Genomic DNA, 18,002 nt, shown 5'->3' with positions numbered 1-18,002 from the left:
CTAAACATTTTCAGAGTTATCCCGTGGAAACAGAGATTGAAAGTGTAACTGATTAGAATGGCTGACACGGATAATATCTGACTTAACAGCACATGGCTCACATCTTATAAACGGTTCTTCTAACAGATTGACGACTTGAGGTGCTTCTGCAATCCACCCCTTATCCTTTAAAACTGATTGATAAGTCGCATTTCTCGCATCAATGCCAAAAAGTATCTGAAAATCTTTAAAATGTGATTCTAAGTGCTCAACCAACTCCGTAAGATGTATGTCAGCATGATAAGATAGATTTAACAGATCAACTTGCAAATACTTGTCATCAGGCAGGTAAAAATACCCAATAATCCCTTCTACTTGTCCTTCAAACTCTGCAATCAATAACCTACTATTCTCATGTTCTAATCGCCTCATCAACAATCTTTCAAAATCATCCTTAGTCTTTGTCCCATCAAAATAGGCTGGGTAACCTGATGTTAATGGATTTAAACCTAGTTGATAAAAGGTGTCACCATATCTTTTAATATCACTAAGAGTAGCTTCTCGTAGCATAATATCTCTCCATTTCTAAGACACATTATAGCATAGGGAAAAATAAGCGTCAAAAAAACCAGCCAATCGGCTGGTTTGCATGCTAATCACAAATTAGTCTTTTGCACCAAGTGCTGCCATTGTGATGTAGTTGTATGGTTTGTTGAAATGTGGCAAGAAGAAAATATCTGTCAATGCCAATTTCTCAATAGTAACACCTTCTTGGATAGCAAGTGAGAACATGTGGATACCCATAGAGATATCTTCACGTGCAGCCATTTGCGCACCAAGGATACGGCGTGAATCTTTATCGTAAACGATTTTAAGTGTTACTGGGAAGTTACCATGCTCAATGAATTCTGGTTTTTGATTGTCAGTGTATTCAGTTACAGCAGCGTTGATACCAAGGCGAGTTGCTTTTTCAAGCGTTAAACCAGTTGAAACAAGGTTAAGACCATAGATTGAAATACCGTTTGAACCTTGTACACCAATACCTTCAAGGTCAGTTCCACAGATGTTGTGAGCTGCTACGATACCTGTACGAACAGCGTTTGAAGCAAGGGCGATATAACTTGTGTCACCAGTAGCATTGTCGTAGATTGTAGCACAGTCACCGATAGCATAAACATCTGGAAGTGATGTTTGTTGGCGTTTGTTTACAAGGAATGCACCATTGCGGAAGCGCTCAATACCTTCACCTGCGAAAGCAGTGTTTGGACGGAAACCAACAGCAAGGATTACCATGTCAACATCGTATTCATTTTTATCAGTAATGATTTTTTCAACTTTACCATCACCAGCAACTTCTTTAACAGTCTCACCGAAGGCAAGTTTAATACCATGCTCTTCCATGTTTTTCGCCATAAGATCAGACAAATCACGATCATAGTAGCCAGCAAGACAAGTATCAACAACATCGATAAGAACAACTTCTTTACCTTTGCGTTGGAATGCCTCAGCAAGCTCAACACCGATATAACCAGCACCTACAACGGCAACACGGTTAATGTCTTTGTTCTCAAGTTTTTGAATAACATCTGCTGAGTTTTGGTACAATTTAACAAATTGAAGATTTTCAAGAGTTGCTTCAAATTCAAGTGAGCCTTCTTTAATTTCAGCACCTTTAATTGGTGGCAAGATTGGTTGTGAACCTGTCGCAAAAAGCAATTTGTCGTAGCTTTCAACATGCTCTTTACCATTTACAAGAGCTGTAACAGTTTTAGCCTCATAATCAATAGCTGAAACTGGTGATTCCATGTAAACAGTTGCACCAAGTGATTCAAGTTCTTCTTTATCTGAGTAGAACAATCCTTCTGGACCAGAAATTTGTTCACCGATCCAAAGAGCCATACCACATCCTAAGAATGAAATATTTGAGTTTTGGTCGAAAACAACAATCTCATTAGCATCACCATAGTTTGTTAACATGGTTTTAATAGCAGCTGTACCAGCATGGTTGGCACCTACAACAACGATTTTAGACATAGTAAAATCCTCTTTCAAAAATATATTATTTTACTACTCTATTTTATCACATATTACAAGCGCTTTCCATATATTTGCTCACTATCACATGGCAAATTGAAAAAAATATTTATACTTAACAAAAATCAAAAATTACTTTTTGTTTCTTTCTTAAAAGTGCGGACGCTCCAAAGGTCTGGGAGACCTTTGGAGGTGGGAAATAAGACGAACAGAGTTCGTCACAGTCGATAAGGTTTGGGGAACCTTTTGAGGTGGGAAATATAACTGACTAAGTCAGTGTCAAAACCTCCTACGGAGTTTCATTGCTAGATTTGAGCCTCTCTATCTCAGTAGATGATTGGCTGTACTTGTCGACTACTCGACAGCGTCCAACCTAATCATCCTTGCGGGGGAACTACTACGAAATTGATTCTCAATTTCTGTAGTTCTCCCAAAAAGTCCGTTCTTATCAAGCCAATTACCCCCGCTCTTTTATTTCTGAGCTTGGGCTAAAACTGTCCACTGGACAGTTTTACTAATAAGAATACCACTATGGCGAAAGAAGCTCTGGAAAATCAATCCATTTATTGGTTCTTGATTTGATTTAAACTGCTAATTTTGATTTTGGATGAGTATTAGTCACTCCCTCCCCTACTAAATGATTTTATGTAAAAAATGAGATTAGTGTTTTACTAACCTCATTTTAGGATTATTTAGTTTTAATATAGTTAACACCATCTGCTTTTGGAGCAACAGCTTTACCAAAGAATGCTGCAAGAGCAATCACTGTAATTAGGTAAGGAGCCATTTGAAGGTAAACGGTTGGAATATTTTGTAATCCAGGCAATTGGCTTCCAATAACCGCCAAACTCTGAGAAAGTCCGAAGAAAAGACTAGCGAGCATAGCACCAAGCGGATTCCATTTACCGAAAATCACAGCTGCAAGGGCGATAAATCCAGAACCAACGATAGTCGTTGCTGAGAAGTTAATGTTCACAGATTGAGCACTTACTGCTCCACCAACTCCTCCAAGGAATCCTGCAATCATTACGCCTGCAAAACGCATTTTGTAGACATTTATCCCAAGTGTATCAGCCGCCTGAGGATGTTCCCCCACCGAACGGAGTCTAAGACCAAAACGAGTCTTATAAAGCACAAACCAAGCAGTGAAAGCTGTTAGAATAGCAACATACCCCATCAAGCTAGTATTCTTGAAGAATAGTTCACCAAGAACAGGAACATTTTCTAGCACTGGGAAAGAGAATTTACCAAATGACTGACGAATTGAGTCTGTTTGACCTTTACCGTAGATAACTTTAACGAGAAAGACTGAGAAGGCTGGTGCTAAAAGATTAAGTACTGTACCAGACACGACGTGGTCTGCTCGGAAAAGAACCGTCGCAGTGGCATGAATCAACTGGAACAAGATTCCAACAAGCCCACCAATTAATACTGCCAAAAGTGGTGTTACGCTGCCGAATTGTTCCGCAAATTCAATGTTAAATACGACACCTGCAAAGGCACCGATAACCATTGTCCCTTCAAGACCAACGTTAACAATACCTGCACGTTCAGAGAATACTCCTCCAAGACTGGTAAAAATCAAAGGTGCTGAATAGATTAACATCTGCGAAATCAATAAAGCTAATAAGTTTAAACTCATCTTTTACTTACCTCCTTTCGCAAAACGTTTAGATCTTAAAACTTGTTCAAAGATAAATTTCACACCGATAAAGAAAATGATTGAAGCCGTTACGACGTTAACCAATTCTGGTGGAATTTGAGCACGAACCATACCTGAAGAACCTACTGATAGTGCCCCGAAAAGGAAGGCTGCAAATGGAATACCTAATGGTGAGTTAGAGGCTAAGAGAGCAACTGACATCCCATTAAAACCGATATCTAGGTTAGCAGATTGGATGTAAACATTTTGGAATGTTCCTAAACCTTGTACGGCACCACCTAGACCTGCAAGAGCACCAGAGATAATCATTGAAAGAACGATTGTACGTTTCGTACTCATACCAGCATAATCTGCTGCTGTCGGATTAAGACCTGCCGCACGGATTTCAAATCCAAGTGTTGTTTTGGCAAACAAGAACCAGATAACTACTACTGCTATAAGGGCAAAGAAGATACCGATATTCATGCGTGAATTATCTGTTAGAGCTCGTAGCCACTCTGTCTGGTAAGAAGCGTTCGCAGAAACATTGATACTTGAGTCCGTATTTTTCATTAATTCATCCGCAAAAACATCACGAATAATGTGGTTAGAAAAATAGAGTAAGATGTAGTTCATCATAATCGTTACGATAACTTCACTTGTCCCAAGGAATGCTCGTAAAAATCCTGGAATCGCACCAGCAAGACCACCAGCAATCATAGCAATCACAACTGTCGCTAGTACTAATAGAGGTCTAGGCATATCAGGATTTGCTAAGGCAAACCAACCTGCAAAAACCCAACCAACAAGTGCTTGACCTGATAGACCAACATTAAAGAACCCTGCTCGGCTTGCAACTGCAAAACCTAAAGCTGTAAAAACAAGCGGAGCTACTGCACGGAAGATTTCCCCAACGCTCTTAACAGAGCCAAAAGCAGTATAGAGAAGCTCTTCATAACCCCAAACTGGGTCATACCCAAAGACTAACATAATCACTGCCCCAAGTAGCAAACCCGAAAGGACTGCCATCAAGGGAATCAGGATACTTTCATATTTTTTTAGCATAATGATTTCCTTTCTTACTTGAGATGATCTCCAGCCATGAGTTTACCAAGCTCTTGCTTAGTTGTCTCAGCTGGCAACACAATACCATGAATACTTCCATCGTGAATAACAGCAATACGGTCCGATACATCAAGAATTTCATCCAATTCGAAACTCACAACGAGTACCGCTTTACCTTTATCACGTTCAGCAATCAAACGTTTCCGGATATATTCAATCGCACCGACATCAAGTCCACGTGTCGGTTGGCTAACAATCAATAAATCTGGGTTGCGATCAATCTCACGAGCGATAACCGCTTTTTGTTGGTTACCACCAGAAAGGGATTTGCCTGGAATAAGTTCTCCTGCTCCACGAACATCGAACTCTTCCATTAGTTGACGCGCTTTTTCATTAATCTTAGAGTAATTTAAGATACCATTTTTAGAAATTGGTTCTTTATAATAAGTTTGTAAAGCAAAGTTTTCTGCAACTGTCATATCCAAAATCATACCATCACGATGACGATCTTCTGGGACATGACCAACGCTAAGCTCAGTAATCTTACGTGGAGGATAATGTGTGATATCCTCTCCTTTAATAGTAATTTTACCTGACTTAACTTTACGAAGTCCTGTAATAGCCTGGATTAATTCACTTTGTCCATTGCCGTCAATACCTGCAATACCTACAATTTCACCTGCTCTAACTTCCAAAGAAAGATTTTTAACAGCTGGAATTCCACGGTTTTCATTGACAACAAGATTTTCAACTGACAAGATAACTTCTTTTGGATTTGGAGCAATTTTTTCAGTTTTAAATGATACTGAACGACCAACCATCCACTCAGCCAAGTCATCGTTTGTAGCACCGGAAACTTCTACTGTTTCAATGGATTTACCTCGACGAATAACAGTGACACGGTCTGCAACTGCACGAATTTCATCTAGTTTATGAGTAATCAAAATGATTGATTTTCCTTCTGAAACCAAGACCTTCATAATTTTTAGAAGCTCTGCAATTTCATCCGGTGTCAAAACAGCTGTCGGTTCGTCAAAAATCAGAAGATCTGCTCCACGATAGAGAGTTTTCAAAATTTCAACACGTTGCTGTGCACCAACTGTAATGTCTGCTACTTTAGCAGTTGGATCAACTTCAAGTCCGTATCTCTTAGAAATTTCTGTAATTTCAGCAACAGCTTTTTTGAGATCAATCATGCCAGTAGCGTTAGTTGTCTCACTACCAAGAATGATATTTTCAGTAACGGTAAAGGCATCTACCAACATGAAGTGCTGGTGCACCATACCGATACCAAGCTGCGCAGCTTTCGATGGTGAGTCAATATTAACAGTTTTTCCGTTAATTAAAATTTCACCACTCGTTGGCTCAAGAAGACCAGCCAACATATTCATAAGGGTTGATTTACCTGCACCATTCTCTCCGAGAAGAGCATGAATTTCACCTTTTTTGACATTTAAATTGATATGGTCATTTGCAACAAATTCACCAAATCGCTTCGTTATGTCTCTCATCTCGATGACATAATCTTGTGTCATAATCATTTCCTTTCAAAACTGTCATTTTTTGTCAGTAAAACCTACCAAAATGTGATAGGCTTTACTGAGAGAAAATCTCCCAGTTCCCTAAAAAGAGCGACCGATGTCAGTCGCCTTTTCGGAAGTGTTTACTATTTCATTATTTTTTAGGCTTTTCTGGAACTTCAACTTTACCATCAAGAATAGCTTGTTTAGCATCAGCAACTGCTTTAGAAGCCTCTTCTGAAAGGTTAGTTTCAGCCAATTCTACACCTTTATCTTTAAGAGAGTAACGAACGATTTCACCACCAGGGAATTTATCTTCTGAGGCTTTAGTTGCAATATCTTTAACTGCAGCACCAACTTGTTTCAATGTAGAAGCTAATACAAAGTTAGATTCTTTACCATCTTTAGACTTATAAGCACCTTCAGCTGATTGGTCACGGTCAACACCGATTACCCAAACTTTATCAGCTTCGTTGCGAATTTCGTTTTCTGCTTTAGCTGCTGCAAACACACCATTACCTGTTCCACCTGATGCGTGGAAGATAATATCTGCACCTGCTGCGTATTGAGCTGCTGCAATTGTTTGACCTTTAGCAGAATCATTGAATGAACCCGCATATTGAACATCAATCTTAATTGATTCATCAACTGATTTAACACCAGCTACAAAACCAGCCTCAAAGCGGTCAATAACTTCACCCTTCATTCCACCTACAAAACCAACTTGTTTTGTTTTTGTTGATTTAGCAGCTGCAACACCTGCAAGGTATGATGCTTCATGGTCAGCAAATCCAACGCTAGCAACGTTATCTTGATCAGCTACAACACTATCAACGATAACATAGTGAGTGTCAGGGTTATTAGGAGCTACTTCAGCGATAGCTGATTCTAGGGCAAAACCGATACCGAATACAACATTGTAACCTCCTGCAACAGCTGAATCAAGATTAGTGATGTAATCTGATTCAGATGCAGATTGGAAGTAATCGTAACCGTTACCTTTTGAAAGACCAGCTGCATTTCCCCACTCTTGAAGACCTTCCCAAGCTGATTGGTTGAATGAACGGTCATCAACACCACCGATATCTGTGACGACAGCAGCTTTTAAGCTTGCTTCAGCTTTATCTGACGAAGCGGCCTCTTTTTTAGCCGTACGGCTTCCACATTCAGCAAGTGACAATGCTGCAACAGTAGCTAGACCAAGTCCAACAAATTTTTTGTTCATCTTCATGAACCCTCCTAAATATTTTTGTGCAACGATGTTGCAAGAATAAGATAACCCGAAGGCTAAATACAGATTAGGTCAAATCTGTAAAAGAGTATGGTAATAACTCCCCGACCGTCGTCTCGACCGTCTGACCGTTTTTAGCAATTAATGTAACTTTTGCTGTTGGTTCAAAGAACTCCACCATGACTTGGCGACAAGCACCACATGGAGAAATTGGTTCAGCTGAAGTGCCGTAAATCGCAATTTCTTCCAATTTTTGGTGCCCATCTGAAACGGCTTTAAAAATTGCCGTACGCTCACCACAGTTTGTCAAACCAAAGCTTGCATTTTCAACATTACATCCCGTATAGATTGAACCATCAGCCGTTCTCAGTGCTGCCCCAATCGGAAATTTTGAGTAAGGGACATAAGCACGACTACTGGCTTCAATAGCTAACTCGACCAGATTAGTAGCCACCATTGACTGTTTCTCCTTGAATAATAGCCACACCTGAAGATGTTCCAAGACGTGTTGCTCCTGCTTCAATAAATGCTTGCGCATCTGCAAGAGAACGTGCCCCACCAGCAGCTTTAACACCGATATCTGGACCAACAGTTTGACGCATAAGCGCAACGTCAGCTACTGTAGCTCCCCCAGTTGAAAATCCAGTTGATGTTTTCACAAAATCAGCACCTGCTTTTACTGAAAGTTCACATGCTACTACTTTTTCTTCTTCTGTTAATAGACATGCTTCAATAATAACTTTAACAAGCTTACCATTTGCAGCTTCGACAACTGCACGGATATCTTCTTCTACTAAAACAAGGTTTCCTGATTTTAGGGCACCGATATTAATCACCATATCGATTTCATCCGCACCATTTGCAATAGCATCCTTTGTCTCAAATGCTTTGACTGCTGGAGTTGTTGCTCCCAGTGGGAAGCCAACTACTGTACAAACCTTAACATCAGAGTCAACAAGAGCTTTTGCTGAGTAACCTACCCAAGTTGGGTTAACACAAACACTCGCAAAATCATATTCTTTTGCTTCTGCAAGCAATTTATCAATTTGACTTTGAGTGCTTTCTGGTTTCAATAGAGTGTGATCAATATATTTATTAATAGACATCAATTTTCCCTCTTTTCTTGCTACTAGCTAATAATTTTTAAAATTTCTTGTGACTCTACACGTTCATTACCTATTTTAACATTTTTTTGGAATTCTGTAAGCATTTTATCACTTAAAATTTCGTTTGTGTAAATGGTAGCGATTTTTTCACCCGTTTTCACAGAATCTCCAACTTTTTTGTCGAACACTATTCCAGTTTCATAATCTAAAGAATCGGTTTTTACGGCACGTCCTGCTCCTAATCGCATGGCAAAGAGTCCAAATTCTAAAGCTGGTAGGGCAGTGATATAGCCATCTGCCTCTGCTTTTACTTCTGTGACAAATGCTGCGCTTGATGGGCGATGTAAATCTACTAAATCACCGCCTTGGGCAATAATCATCTCTTCAAATTTTTGAAGGGCTTTTCCATTAACCAGGGCATCTCGAATATCATCTAATGATTTTTCTTGACCTGCCAATTGAAGCATGATTTGAGCAAGCTCACAAATAAAGTGAGTGACATCTTCACGTCCTTGTCCTTTCATGATTTCAATAGCTTCAAGAACTTCAAGACGGTTACCGATAGCACGACCAACAGGTTGACTCATATTTGTGATGACTGCAACTGTCTTACGACCAACTTCATTTCCTAAAGCGACCATGGTTTCAGATAGTTTTTCTGCATCTTCCAAGGTTTTCATGAAAGCACCATCACCAACAGTAACATCTAATAGTATACTATCTGCACCAGCTGCAATTTTCTTAGACATTACTGAACTTGCAATCAAAGGAATGATATCAACAGTTGCTGTCACGTCTCGAAGGGCGTAAAGAAGTTTATCTGCTTTTACCATATTATCAGATTGCCCAATGACTGATAAGCCGATATCTTGGACTTGTTTGATAAACTCTTCCTGAGTACGTTCGATTTGATACCCTTTTACAGATTCTAATTTATCCAGCGTACCACCTGTATGACCAAGACCACGGCCACTCATTTTAGCTACTGGAACACCAAAGGAAGCTACCAGAGGTGCTAAAATTAAAGTAACTTTATCACCAACTCCCCCTGTAGAGTGTTTATCCGTCTTAATACCTGAGATGGCAGACAAATCAATTTGCTCTCCTGAGGCTACCATACTCATCGTTAAATCACGTGTTTCTCTCATGGTCATCCCACGGAAGTAAACTGCCATTGCAAATGCAGCCATTTGATAATCAGGTACAGAGCCATCTGTATATCCTTCAACCAACCATTTAATTTCTTCGGTTGATAGTTCAAAACCATCTCTTTTTTTCTGGATTAAATCAACTGTTCTCATAGTTTCTTTATAATAGTGAGCAAATAAGACCTAACCAGACCTTTACTCCTTGCATTAAAATGGTATTTTACTGCGTAGAGAGTTTTTCTATCTAGAAGTTCTCCTCACATTACTTTCCTTTCCGTAAATTTATCTACTATAATTCTACTGAGCGTTACTTTTCCTTAACACTCTTTAAAATGTAATAGCCTTTATCTTTTTTGACGATTTCACAATTGCCAAACACCTCTTCCATCTTAGCTTTGGCAGAAGGGGCACCCTGTTTTTTCTGGATAACAATCGTTAAGTCACCACCGTCTTCCAAATGATGGTAGGCGCCTTCCAAAACTTCATGAACAACTGCCTTACCAGCTCGGATTGGGGGATTAGAAATGATATGCTCAAAACGTCCTTCAACCTTCTCATAAAGATTTGATTGAAAAATTGTCGGTGTGACACCATTTTTTTCTGCATTTTGCTTCGCCAAGTCTAAAGCGCGATTGTTAATGTCAACCATCGTTGAAGAAACACCCTGAACCTTGCTTAGTGCAATTCCCAGTGGGCCATAGCCGCACCCAACATCTAAGAGGCGGTCACCTTTCTCAAACGCTAAACAATTAAGAAGGACTTGACTCCCAAAATCAATCATTTTTTTTGAAAAAACACCCGAATCAGTCATGAAAGAAAAGGCTTCACCCAAGAGCGTCACTCGTAACTCATGTAAGTCGTGTGCGCTATCAGGATTTTCTGTGTAATACATATTTGCCATATCTTCTCCATTTTCAATAAATTAATCGGAAATTCTGAGCTATTCCCTCTTAAAGCTCGGAATTTAATTATAACATACCTCGGAAACGGTTGCAATCTCTCGAAGTTGATTTTAATTTTAATAATTTCCGAACGTTTTAGAAGTTATGATAAGAAGATTTCGTTTGAAGTATAAAAGTTATTTGCTTTTTCCATTTAAAAACACCCTATGAGCTCAGATTATTAAGAAAAAGTGCTATAATGGCACTATGACAAATGAATTTATAAATTTTGAAAAAATTTCGCGACTTCGATGGCAAGACCTCCATCAAACCACTACACCACTATTGACAGAGGAAGAATTAGAAAATATCAAATCCCTTAACGATAAAATAAATATACAAGATGTTATCGATATCTACCTTCCTCTGATTAGTCTTATTCAGATTTATAAGCATCACCAAGAAAATTTAGCCTTCTCAAAAGGGATCTTTCTACAAAAAGATGTTGGAAAACGTCCTTTTATCATTGGTGTTTCAGGGTCTGTGGCAGTAGGAAAATCAACGACCAGTCGTCTCCTACAACTCTTGTTAACACGAACTTACAAGCACAGTAAGGTTGAAATGGTCACAACCGATGGCTTTCTTTACCCCAACAAGGTACTGACTGAGCGAAATATTTTAAACAAAAAAGGCTTTCCTGAAAGTTATAATATGGAATTACTCATCAATTTTTTAGATGCCATGAAAAGCGGAGCTGAAGCTTCTATTCCTGTCTATTCTCATGAGATTTATGATATTGTTCCTAATAAACAACAGACCCTTTCAGCACCAGACTTTTTAATTGTTGAAGGTATTAATGTTTTTCAAAACCCACAAAATGAACGCCTTTATATGAGTGATTATTTTGATTTTTCTATCTATATTGATGCTGATAGTAAACACATTGAAAATTGGTATCTGGAGCGTTTCAAGGCTCTGCTTGATTTAGCAAAAATGGATACGACGAACTACTACCACCGCTTTACAGAATGGTCTGCTGACGAAGCGCTAGCTTTCGCCAAAAACATATGGAAAAGTATCAATCTCGTTAATCTTGAGAAATATATCGAGCCGACTCGAAATCGTGCTGAATTGATTTTACACAAGTCTGAAGATCATAAAATTGATGAAATTTACCTGAAAAAGTAATTTAGGCTTGCCAAACGACTGCTTTTTCTATATAATAAGGAGGTTAGTAAAAAGGGAGGTAAGAACATTGGCAAACATTAAATCAGCTATCAAACGCGCTGAGAAAACCGTTAAACAAAACGCTCAAAACTCAGCTCAAAAATCAGCTATGCGTACTGCTATCAAAGCTTTTGAAGCAAACCCATCTGAAGAGCTTCTCCGTGCTGCTTCTTCAAGCATCGATAAAGCCGCTACTAAAGGTTTGATTCACGCAAACAAAGCAAGCCGCGATAAAGCACGTCTTGCTGCTAAACTTGGTTAATTTTAGAACGACCTTAGGGTCGTTTTTTTGTCTCCTTACGAGGTAAGTTTATGAAAATTATCATTATTGGACATAGTGGATCTGGTAAATCAACATTAGCCAAAAAACTGGCTCATCATTATAATATTCCCTGTCTTCATTTAGATACACTCCAATTTTTACCTAACTGGGAAAATCGTGCTCCCGAGGACTTCACAGAAAAATTATTCGATTTTTTATCTCACAATAGCTCTTGGGTCATTGATGGGATTTATTCAAAGTTTCTTTTCGAAGAAAGATTAGCTCAGGCAGATTTGATTATTTATCTTAATCTAAATCGTCGGGCTACTTTCTACCGTATTTTGAAACGCTACTTCAATTATCGTGGGAAAAATCGGTCTGACAGGGCCATCGGCTGTCCAGAAAAACTAAATTGGAATTTTCTGTACTTTGCACTCTTTCATTCTCGTAGACCCAAACGGCTGCGGCTGTTTCATACTATTTGTCAAACCTATCGCGAAAAAGCCATCATGCTCACCAATCAAAGAGCTATTGATCAATTTATTATAGACCTTAAAAGAGCAGAATCCTAGGACCTGCTCTTTTAAAGTCAATTAGTTTTTATTTAGTATTTTTGTTAGCACTTCTCCTAATGTGGTGTGGGGCGTTCAAAAGGTCTGGGAGACCTTTTGAGGTGGGAAATGAAGCTGACGAAGTCAGTGTCAGAACCTCCACTCCTACAGAGTTCCATTCCTTCTTGGCAAGCCTAGGTCTCCTTCGCTCTCTGGTTTCTAAGCTCAGGCTGAAACTGTCCACTGGACAATTTCAGCCCCACACACTAAAACTTATTAGTTTTAGTGTTATCACCACTGCGGAAAGTGCTAGTTGTGGCGACTTCGTCGCTCGTAATGATTGCAGAAACTACCAGCAATAAGATATTATAAAACAACCATATGTTGAAGGGAAATTCTTTGTGACTGAGACAATTTATCTTAATCGAGTTTACTATTTTAAAGCTAAAACACTTTAACCTTTCTTTATAACTTCACTTCAAAAATGCTTCCTTTTGGCGTATTATCTTTTATTGTGATTTGTCCTCCAAGAGAATCTGTAATTTGTTTTGCCAAGGACAAGCCTAAACCAAAACCACCTTTTTGACGTGTTCTTGCCTTGTCAACACGGTAAAATCTATCAAAGACTTTCTTTTTATCCTCATCTTTGATACCAAAACCATCATCCATTGCTGTGATATAAAAATGTTTATCTGTCGTTCGCACTTCAAAATGAATCTTTCCGTCATCACTGGTATATTTCACAGCATTATCAAAAAGAATTGTCATCAATTGTTTCAGTAAAGTTTTATCAGATTTAATACTACGATTAACAAGATTTTGACTTGTAAATTCCTTCTGGGCATCTTCAGCAATCATCTGATAATTGTTAAAAATATCAGAAAAGAAAGTTGGTGAAATCTCTGTTATTTCTAATTGTAGACCATCATCTCTACGTGCAAGGTTAAGGAGATTCGTTGTTAACAGTCGCATATTTCTGACTTCTTCCAAACTGGATGCAATATTCTCACTATTTTCCAAAACCGTCGAGTCAGGTCTTCTAAACAGCGACTCTAAGCGATTTTGTAACACTGCCAAAGGCGTCCGCAATTCATGACTGGCATTTTCAACAAAACTTTTTTGCTTCTCATAACTTTCTACAATCGGCTTACGAGACCAATAGGCTAAATAGACACTCACACCTATAGAGACAAACCAAAAGAGTATCATAACCGTCATAATGATGGTGAAGGAGCGTTTGGTTGACTCTTCAATTTGTTTAATACTGACCAAAAATGTTGCATACTTAACCTGCGGATAACTCGCATTATCAACTGCTACCGTAATAGCATGATAGCTTTCAAGCTGACCATAGGGACTCACTGTATCTCCTTCGATAATTTTTCCGAGATGTTTGACATTTAAGGCAACATTAGAAAAATTGGAAAAAGCATCCGCTGTATTAAAAAGATTACCATTCTCATCATAAAAGAGGGCATCCACGTTCATCATTTTCTCTTTGGGTTTTTCCTTATTGGGAAAAGCTTCGATAATGACTGCTGTATCAGTATTATTAACATAAAAATTACGTGTCATTGCCATATTAACGTATGCATCTACCGAAGCCACTGCATTTGTCAGACTGGTATCAACAGACGAATAAATGCCCATCCGAATGACTTGAAGAATAATAACCGTCATCACAAAGAAAATGCCGGTAAAAACAGATAGAAATCTTAAAAAGGTTTTGGGATTTTCCTTATCTGTTCGCCACAACGTTACGATTTTAACCATTTTTTAAAATATACCCCACACTTCGCAAGGTTTGAAGGTTCTCTCCAAAATCAGACCCTTTTAATTTTTTACGAATTTTAGACACATAAACCTCGACAACAGAAATTGTGGTATCACTGTCAAATCCCCACAGACGATCAAAAATTTGTGTCTTAGGCAGGATAACATTCTGGTTTTGCAAGAAATAAACCAGCAATTCAAATTCTTTACCCAATAATTCCACTTCAGCATCATCAACAGTTGTTCTATTGGTCGTCAAATCGACAGAGACATTTCCATAAACCAGGTTATTATCTGTTAATTTCCCAGAACGCTTCAATAGTGCTTGTATACGCATTTTTAACTCTTCTAGGTAGAATGGCTTTGTGAGGTAATCATCCGCCCCTAATTCAAAGCCATGCCCCTTATCATCAAGACTTTCTTTAGCTGTCATGATAAGAACTGGGGTTGTAATCCCCTTTTCACGTATTTCTTTCAACACCTGAAACCCATTTTTTTCAGGCAACATGAGGTCTAAAAGGATTAAATCATAAATACCTGATTCAGCTTCATAAATACCCTCAGCACCATCAAAAACCTGTATGACATCAGCAAAACCATCATCTAAAAAATCAAACACAGAATTTGATAAACTCAAATCATCTTCAACAAGTAAAATTTTAATCATTACAACCACCTCTTTTATCTCTTGAATTAATTATAACACGCTTAACTGTTCTCATACTCAACTAAATTTAGGATACATTAAGTTTATGATACTTTTCTTAAACAGAGCTAAAAAGAGAGTGGGACAGAAGTCATGATTTCGAAGAAATTGACTTCGTCGTCCCACCTCCGCACAGTTAATTAGGATGGCCGCTAACGATTGCGTAGCAAGGGTTTAGGACCTCCAATCAACCACTGCGTCAATCTGTTATTACCATTAAAAATAGAAGGTTGAGATATTTATGTCCCAACCTCTTTTCATCTTTTTTTATTTTTTCAACAAGGCAGCTGATACAGCGGCTTTATTATTTTTCACAAGTTCAGCTCGTGCTGCAATTTCTTTAATTCCCATTGCAATGTTACGGCTTAATGCCATGTCAGACAAGAGTGGTTCAAAGAAGGCTTTATATTCAGCTAAGCGCTCTTCTGTTTTAAAGATTGCTGATGGAATAATGACAAACTTATCAAAGCTCATATCACCACCGAGTGCTCCTTTAATCCATTCCCAATCTTGGCGCGCCCATGTCCAAACGGTTTCTTGAGCAAATGATTTACGCAAGAAGGTCGCATACCAGATAGACAAGTCTTGTGGCTTGACAATATCTTTATTTTCAAAGGCAGCAACTACTGTTTCCAACACAGAGGTCTGCTTAGTTTCTGCTAAAGCTGCAATTAATTGACGTTGGAAGACACCATCAGTTGTCGTTGCGTAAGTATCCAATAACAAGTCTGTCAATTCTTTGGTCTCATCATGTTTCACTTGATTAATCAAGACATCTGAACGTACTGCTGCTGGAAGAGAAGCAATGTTGTCTTTATGCGCTTCAAAGAGTTCCTTAGCCTTTTCAACAGCATCTTCATAACCTGCGTAAAGCATGTAAGCTACTGCAAATTCACGAGTAAGTTCGTCTTCATCTGACTCACCCTCTTTTTTCTCAAACCCAAGACGAGCGTAGTTTTTCGCAAAGATATCAGAAATAATAGCTTGGAAGACTTTCTCCTCTTCACTACCTTCATCAATGAATTGCTTCAATCCACCAAGAACTTGTGAAAGTGCTCCTAGGACTGCTGAATCAGTTTCTTCTGTCATTCCAGAGACAAGTGACACTAATTCACTGTAAGAGATCACTCCACTTTCTGCTAAAAGGCGGCGCTCTTGCAAGACTTGAAGTTTAGAAATTTTATCTAAATTAGCCCATCCGCTCAAAAGGTTGTCTAACAATTCACCTTGATAAGCCGTCAAATAGTGTGACGTGTTTCCTGTGTTTAACTGTAGAGGCTCTTTATTAGCAGCTAATTGGCTGAAATTTGGAATGACAAGTTTTTCTTCTGTCAACGTATCTGGTAATTCGCTCCAGTTACTGTTGAGTGGAACAGGCCAAAGACGATTCTTAGGCTCATTTTCTCCAATAAAGAATTGTTCTTGAGACAGTACCAATTGGTCATCTTCCACTTTTGCAGTTACCAATGGGTATCCTGGTTGCTCTAACCAAGCATCCATAAATCCTGCCACATCACGACCTGATGCTTCAGACAAGGCATTCCATAGGTCACGTCCAATAGTATTACCATATTGGTGACGCTCAAAGTAAATTTTAAGCCCTGCACGGAAATCGTCGTCACCTAACCAACGGCGTAGCATGTGCATGAGGCGGCTACCTTTGGCATAAACGATAGCTGGGTCAAATAAGGTATTAATCTCATCTGGATGATTCACGGCAACGTGTACTGATTGCACACCATCTGTTGCATCACGTTTAAGAGCAGCTTGAACACCTGATGTCTGGAAGTCTTCAAAGATATTCCATGTTGGCTCAATGGCATCAATAGCCACATACTCCATCATATTGGCAAATGACTCATTTAACCAAAGGTCGTCCCACCACTTCATTGTCACAAGGTTACCAAACCATTGGTGAGCCACTTCGTGGGCGATAACAAGTGCAACCTGTTGACGACTTGAAACAGTTGAATTTTCATCAACAAGAAGGTACACTTCGCGGTAAGTAACAAGTCCCCAGTTTTCCATCGCACCAGCTGAGAAATCTGGCAAACCAACGTGAAGACATTGTGGAATTGGGTATTTGACACCAAAGTAATCTTCGTAAAACTCAATCACACGTACGGCAATGTCAAGTGAAAAGTCAAGTTCAGTTGGTTTATGAGCAATTGTTGCATACGAACCAACGAGTGTCCCATTTTTAGTATAGGTCGTTTTTCCATGCAACTCACCGAATGCAAAGGCTAAAAGGTACGATGACATACGTGGTGTTGTCGCAAAGGTCCAAATACCAGTTTCTTGGCGACGTTCAACATTGATTTCAGGCATGTTTGACAAGGCAATGTCACCCTCTACCTGATCAAATTTCAATGAAAAATCAAATGTTGCTTTCGCTTCTGGTTCATCAATACATGGAAAGGCTTGACGAGCAAAGTGACTTTCAAATTGCGTTGAAATAATCTCTTTTTTAACCCCATCAACTGTGTAATAAGATGGGTAAATCCCAGACATATTATCTGTGATTTTTCCTGAGAATTCCACGACAAGTGTCAAACTACCTGTTTCTGGCAATTCAATGTGCACAGCTTCATTCTCGTCATCCATGTGGAAGGCTAATTTTTCATTATCAAGTAAAACAGAGGTAATAGTCAAATCTTTTTGATGCAATGACATTTGATTATCCAATGCTTCACCACTGATAGCAACGTTACCATTAAAGGTTTTAGTTGAGCGATCAATATCCAAGAAAAGATTATAATTTTCTGGGATAAATTTAGTTATCAGATGTTCTACTGACATAAGGGTTCTCCTAAATCTAAATAAAAATGAGAGTGGGACAGGAATCAACTTTTACGGAATTTGATTTCGTCGTCCCAC

Annotated in this window: 16 protein-coding genes; 3 read left to right on the top strand and 13 right to left on the bottom strand. The window is 38.8% G+C overall.

What is annotated here, in order from left to right; translation table 11 throughout:
• The 10 genes from EAF07_RS02270 to EAF07_RS02225 form a co-directional block, all read right to left on the bottom strand.
• Entirely contained in the window at positions 1 to 549 is a 549-nt protein-coding gene (locus EAF07_RS02270; RefSeq protein ID WP_121834677.1) for a hypothetical protein, read from the bottom strand.
• A 93-nt stretch (positions 550 to 642) separates the two neighbouring features.
• Positions 643 to 2,013, bottom strand: a complete 1,371-nt coding sequence (gene nox / locus EAF07_RS02265) for a H2O-forming NADH oxidase (protein WP_121834676.1) — start codon at positions 2,011 to 2,013, stop codon at positions 643 to 645.
• A gap of 688 nt (positions 2,014 to 2,701) precedes the next feature.
• The gene (locus EAF07_RS02260; protein ID WP_121834675.1) at positions 2,702 to 3,655 is read right to left on the bottom strand and encodes an ABC transporter permease; all 954 of its coding nucleotides are present in this window, start codon (positions 3,653 to 3,655) and stop codon (positions 2,702 to 2,704) included.
• Between the two features lie 3 nt (positions 3,656 to 3,658).
• Positions 3,659 to 4,720 (bottom strand): ABC transporter permease, encoded by a 1,062-nt coding sequence (locus EAF07_RS02255; RefSeq protein WP_121834674.1) that lies wholly within the window; start codon positions 4,718 to 4,720, stop codon positions 3,659 to 3,661.
• 14 nt (positions 4,721 to 4,734) lie between these two features.
• The gene (locus tag EAF07_RS02250) at positions 4,735 to 6,255 is read right to left on the bottom strand and encodes an ABC transporter ATP-binding protein (protein WP_121834673.1); all 1,521 of its coding nucleotides are present in this window, start codon (positions 6,253 to 6,255) and stop codon (positions 4,735 to 4,737) included.
• 139 nt (positions 6,256 to 6,394) lie between these two features.
• Positions 6,395 to 7,465 carry a BMP family lipoprotein gene (locus EAF07_RS02245; RefSeq protein ID WP_121834728.1) on the bottom strand — a complete coding sequence of 357 codons (1,071 nt, stop codon included), beginning with the start codon at positions 7,463 to 7,465 and terminating at the stop codon, positions 6,395 to 6,397.
• A 73-nt stretch (positions 7,466 to 7,538) separates the two neighbouring features.
• On the bottom strand, positions 7,539 to 8,009 hold the full coding sequence (locus EAF07_RS02240; RefSeq protein ID WP_121834672.1) for a cytidine deaminase: 471 nt from the start codon (positions 8,007 to 8,009) through the stop codon (positions 7,539 to 7,541).
• Entirely contained in the window at positions 7,915 to 8,577 is a 663-nt protein-coding gene (gene deoC / locus EAF07_RS02235; protein WP_121834671.1) for a deoxyribose-phosphate aldolase, read from the bottom strand. Before deoC ends, EAF07_RS02240 begins: the two co-directional genes overlap by 95 nt.
• A 23-nt stretch (positions 8,578 to 8,600) precedes the next feature.
• Positions 8,601 to 9,878 carry a pyrimidine-nucleoside phosphorylase gene (locus tag EAF07_RS02230; RefSeq protein WP_121834670.1) on the bottom strand — a complete coding sequence of 426 codons (1,278 nt, stop codon included), beginning with the start codon at positions 9,876 to 9,878 and terminating at the stop codon, positions 8,601 to 8,603.
• Between the two features lie 154 nt (positions 9,879 to 10,032).
• The gene (locus tag EAF07_RS02225) at positions 10,033 to 10,626 is read right to left on the bottom strand and encodes a class I SAM-dependent methyltransferase (RefSeq protein WP_121834669.1); all 594 of its coding nucleotides are present in this window, start codon (positions 10,624 to 10,626) and stop codon (positions 10,033 to 10,035) included.
• Positions 10,627 to 10,873: 247 nt separating this feature from the next.
• Between EAF07_RS02225 and coaA the strand changes: the two genes are divergently transcribed.
• The 3 genes from coaA to EAF07_RS02210 are packed head-to-tail and all read left to right on the top strand — an operon-like array spanning position 10,874 to position 12,667.
• Positions 10,874 to 11,794 carry a type I pantothenate kinase gene (gene coaA / locus EAF07_RS02220; protein WP_121834668.1) on the top strand — a complete coding sequence of 307 codons (921 nt, stop codon included), beginning with the start codon at positions 10,874 to 10,876 and terminating at the stop codon, positions 11,792 to 11,794.
• A gap of 34 nt (positions 11,795 to 11,828) precedes the next feature.
• On the top strand, positions 11,829 to 12,095 hold the full coding sequence (rpsT, locus tag EAF07_RS02215; RefSeq protein WP_121834727.1) for a 30S ribosomal protein S20: 267 nt from the start codon (positions 11,829 to 11,831) through the stop codon (positions 12,093 to 12,095).
• Positions 12,096 to 12,145: 50 nt separating this feature from the next.
• Positions 12,146 to 12,667 carry an AAA family ATPase gene (locus EAF07_RS02210; RefSeq protein ID WP_121834667.1) on the top strand — a complete coding sequence of 174 codons (522 nt, stop codon included), beginning with the start codon at positions 12,146 to 12,148 and terminating at the stop codon, positions 12,665 to 12,667.
• Positions 12,668 to 13,111: 444 nt separating this feature from the next.
• Here EAF07_RS02210 and EAF07_RS02205 read toward each other — a convergent pair whose 3' ends face one another.
• The 3 genes from EAF07_RS02205 to EAF07_RS02190 all read right to left on the bottom strand — a co-directional run bounded on the left by EAF07_RS02205 (position 13,112) and on the right by EAF07_RS02190 (position 17,924).
• Complete coding sequence (locus EAF07_RS02205) at positions 13,112 to 14,419, bottom strand: sensor histidine kinase (protein ID WP_121834666.1); 1,308 nt, start codon at positions 14,417 to 14,419, stop codon at positions 13,112 to 13,114.
• The gene (locus tag EAF07_RS02200; RefSeq protein ID WP_121834665.1) at positions 14,412 to 15,086 is read right to left on the bottom strand and encodes a response regulator transcription factor; all 675 of its coding nucleotides are present in this window, start codon (positions 15,084 to 15,086) and stop codon (positions 14,412 to 14,414) included. The genes EAF07_RS02205 and EAF07_RS02200 overlap by 8 nt, the downstream gene beginning before the upstream one ends.
• 306 nt (positions 15,087 to 15,392) lie before the next feature.
• Positions 15,393 to 17,924, bottom strand: coding sequence for a M1 family metallopeptidase (locus tag EAF07_RS02190; RefSeq protein ID WP_121834664.1), 2,532 nt, complete (start codon positions 17,922 to 17,924; stop codon positions 15,393 to 15,395).
• Positions 17,925 to 18,002: the final 78 nt, after the last annotated feature.

This window comes from Streptococcus hillyeri (assembly GCF_003686955.1).
GTDB lineage: Bacteria > Bacillota > Bacilli > Lactobacillales > Streptococcaceae > Streptococcus > Streptococcus hillyeri.
The sequence above is the reverse complement of the archived record's forward strand: the minus strand, read 5'-3'. Positions and strand labels throughout refer to the sequence as shown.

Bases quoted from the DNA above. Each gene is read 5' to 3' on its own strand.
- EAF07_RS02270 (WP_121834677.1), bottom strand. From the start codon at position 549: ATGCTACGAGAAGCTACTCTTAGTGATATTAAAAGATATGGTGACACC.
- nox (WP_121834676.1), bottom strand. From the start codon at position 2,013: ATGTCTAAAATCGTTGTTGTAGGTGCCAACCATGCTGGTACAGCTGCT.
- EAF07_RS02260 (WP_121834675.1), bottom strand. From the start codon at position 3,655: ATGAGTTTAAACTTATTAGCTTTATTGATTTCGCAGATGTTAATCTAT.
- EAF07_RS02255 (WP_121834674.1), bottom strand. From the start codon at position 4,720: ATGCTAAAAAAATATGAAAGTATCCTGATTCCCTTGATGGCAGTCCTT.
- EAF07_RS02250 (WP_121834673.1), bottom strand. From the start codon at position 6,255: ATGACACAAGATTATGTCATCGAGATGAGAGACATAACGAAGCGATTT.
- EAF07_RS02245 (WP_121834728.1), bottom strand. From the start codon at position 7,465: ATGAACAAAAAATTTGTTGGACTTGGTCTAGCTACTGTTGCAGCATTG.
- EAF07_RS02240 (WP_121834672.1), bottom strand. From the start codon at position 8,009: ATGCGCAAGCATTTATTGAAGCAGGAGCAACACGTCTTGGAACATCTT.
- deoC (WP_121834671.1), bottom strand. From the start codon at position 8,577: ATGTCTATTAATAAATATATTGATCACACTCTATTGAAACCAGAAAGC.
- EAF07_RS02230 (WP_121834670.1), bottom strand. From the start codon at position 9,878: ATGAGAACAGTTGATTTAATCCAGAAAAAAAGAGATGGTTTTGAACTA.
- EAF07_RS02225 (WP_121834669.1), bottom strand. From the start codon at position 10,626: ATGGCAAATATGTATTACACAGAAAATCCTGATAGCGCACACGACTTA.
- coaA (WP_121834668.1), top strand. From the start codon at position 10,874: ATGACAAATGAATTTATAAATTTTGAAAAAATTTCGCGACTTCGATGG.
- EAF07_RS02210 (WP_121834667.1), top strand. From the start codon at position 12,146: ATGAAAATTATCATTATTGGACATAGTGGATCTGGTAAATCAACATTA.
- EAF07_RS02205 (WP_121834666.1), bottom strand. From the start codon at position 14,419: ATGGTTAAAATCGTAACGTTGTGGCGAACAGATAAGGAAAATCCCAAA.
- EAF07_RS02200 (WP_121834665.1), bottom strand. From the start codon at position 15,086: ATGATTAAAATTTTACTTGTTGAAGATGATTTGAGTTTATCAAATTCT.
- EAF07_RS02190 (WP_121834664.1), bottom strand. From the start codon at position 17,924: ATGTCAGTAGAACATCTGATAACTAAATTTATCCCAGAAAATTATAAT.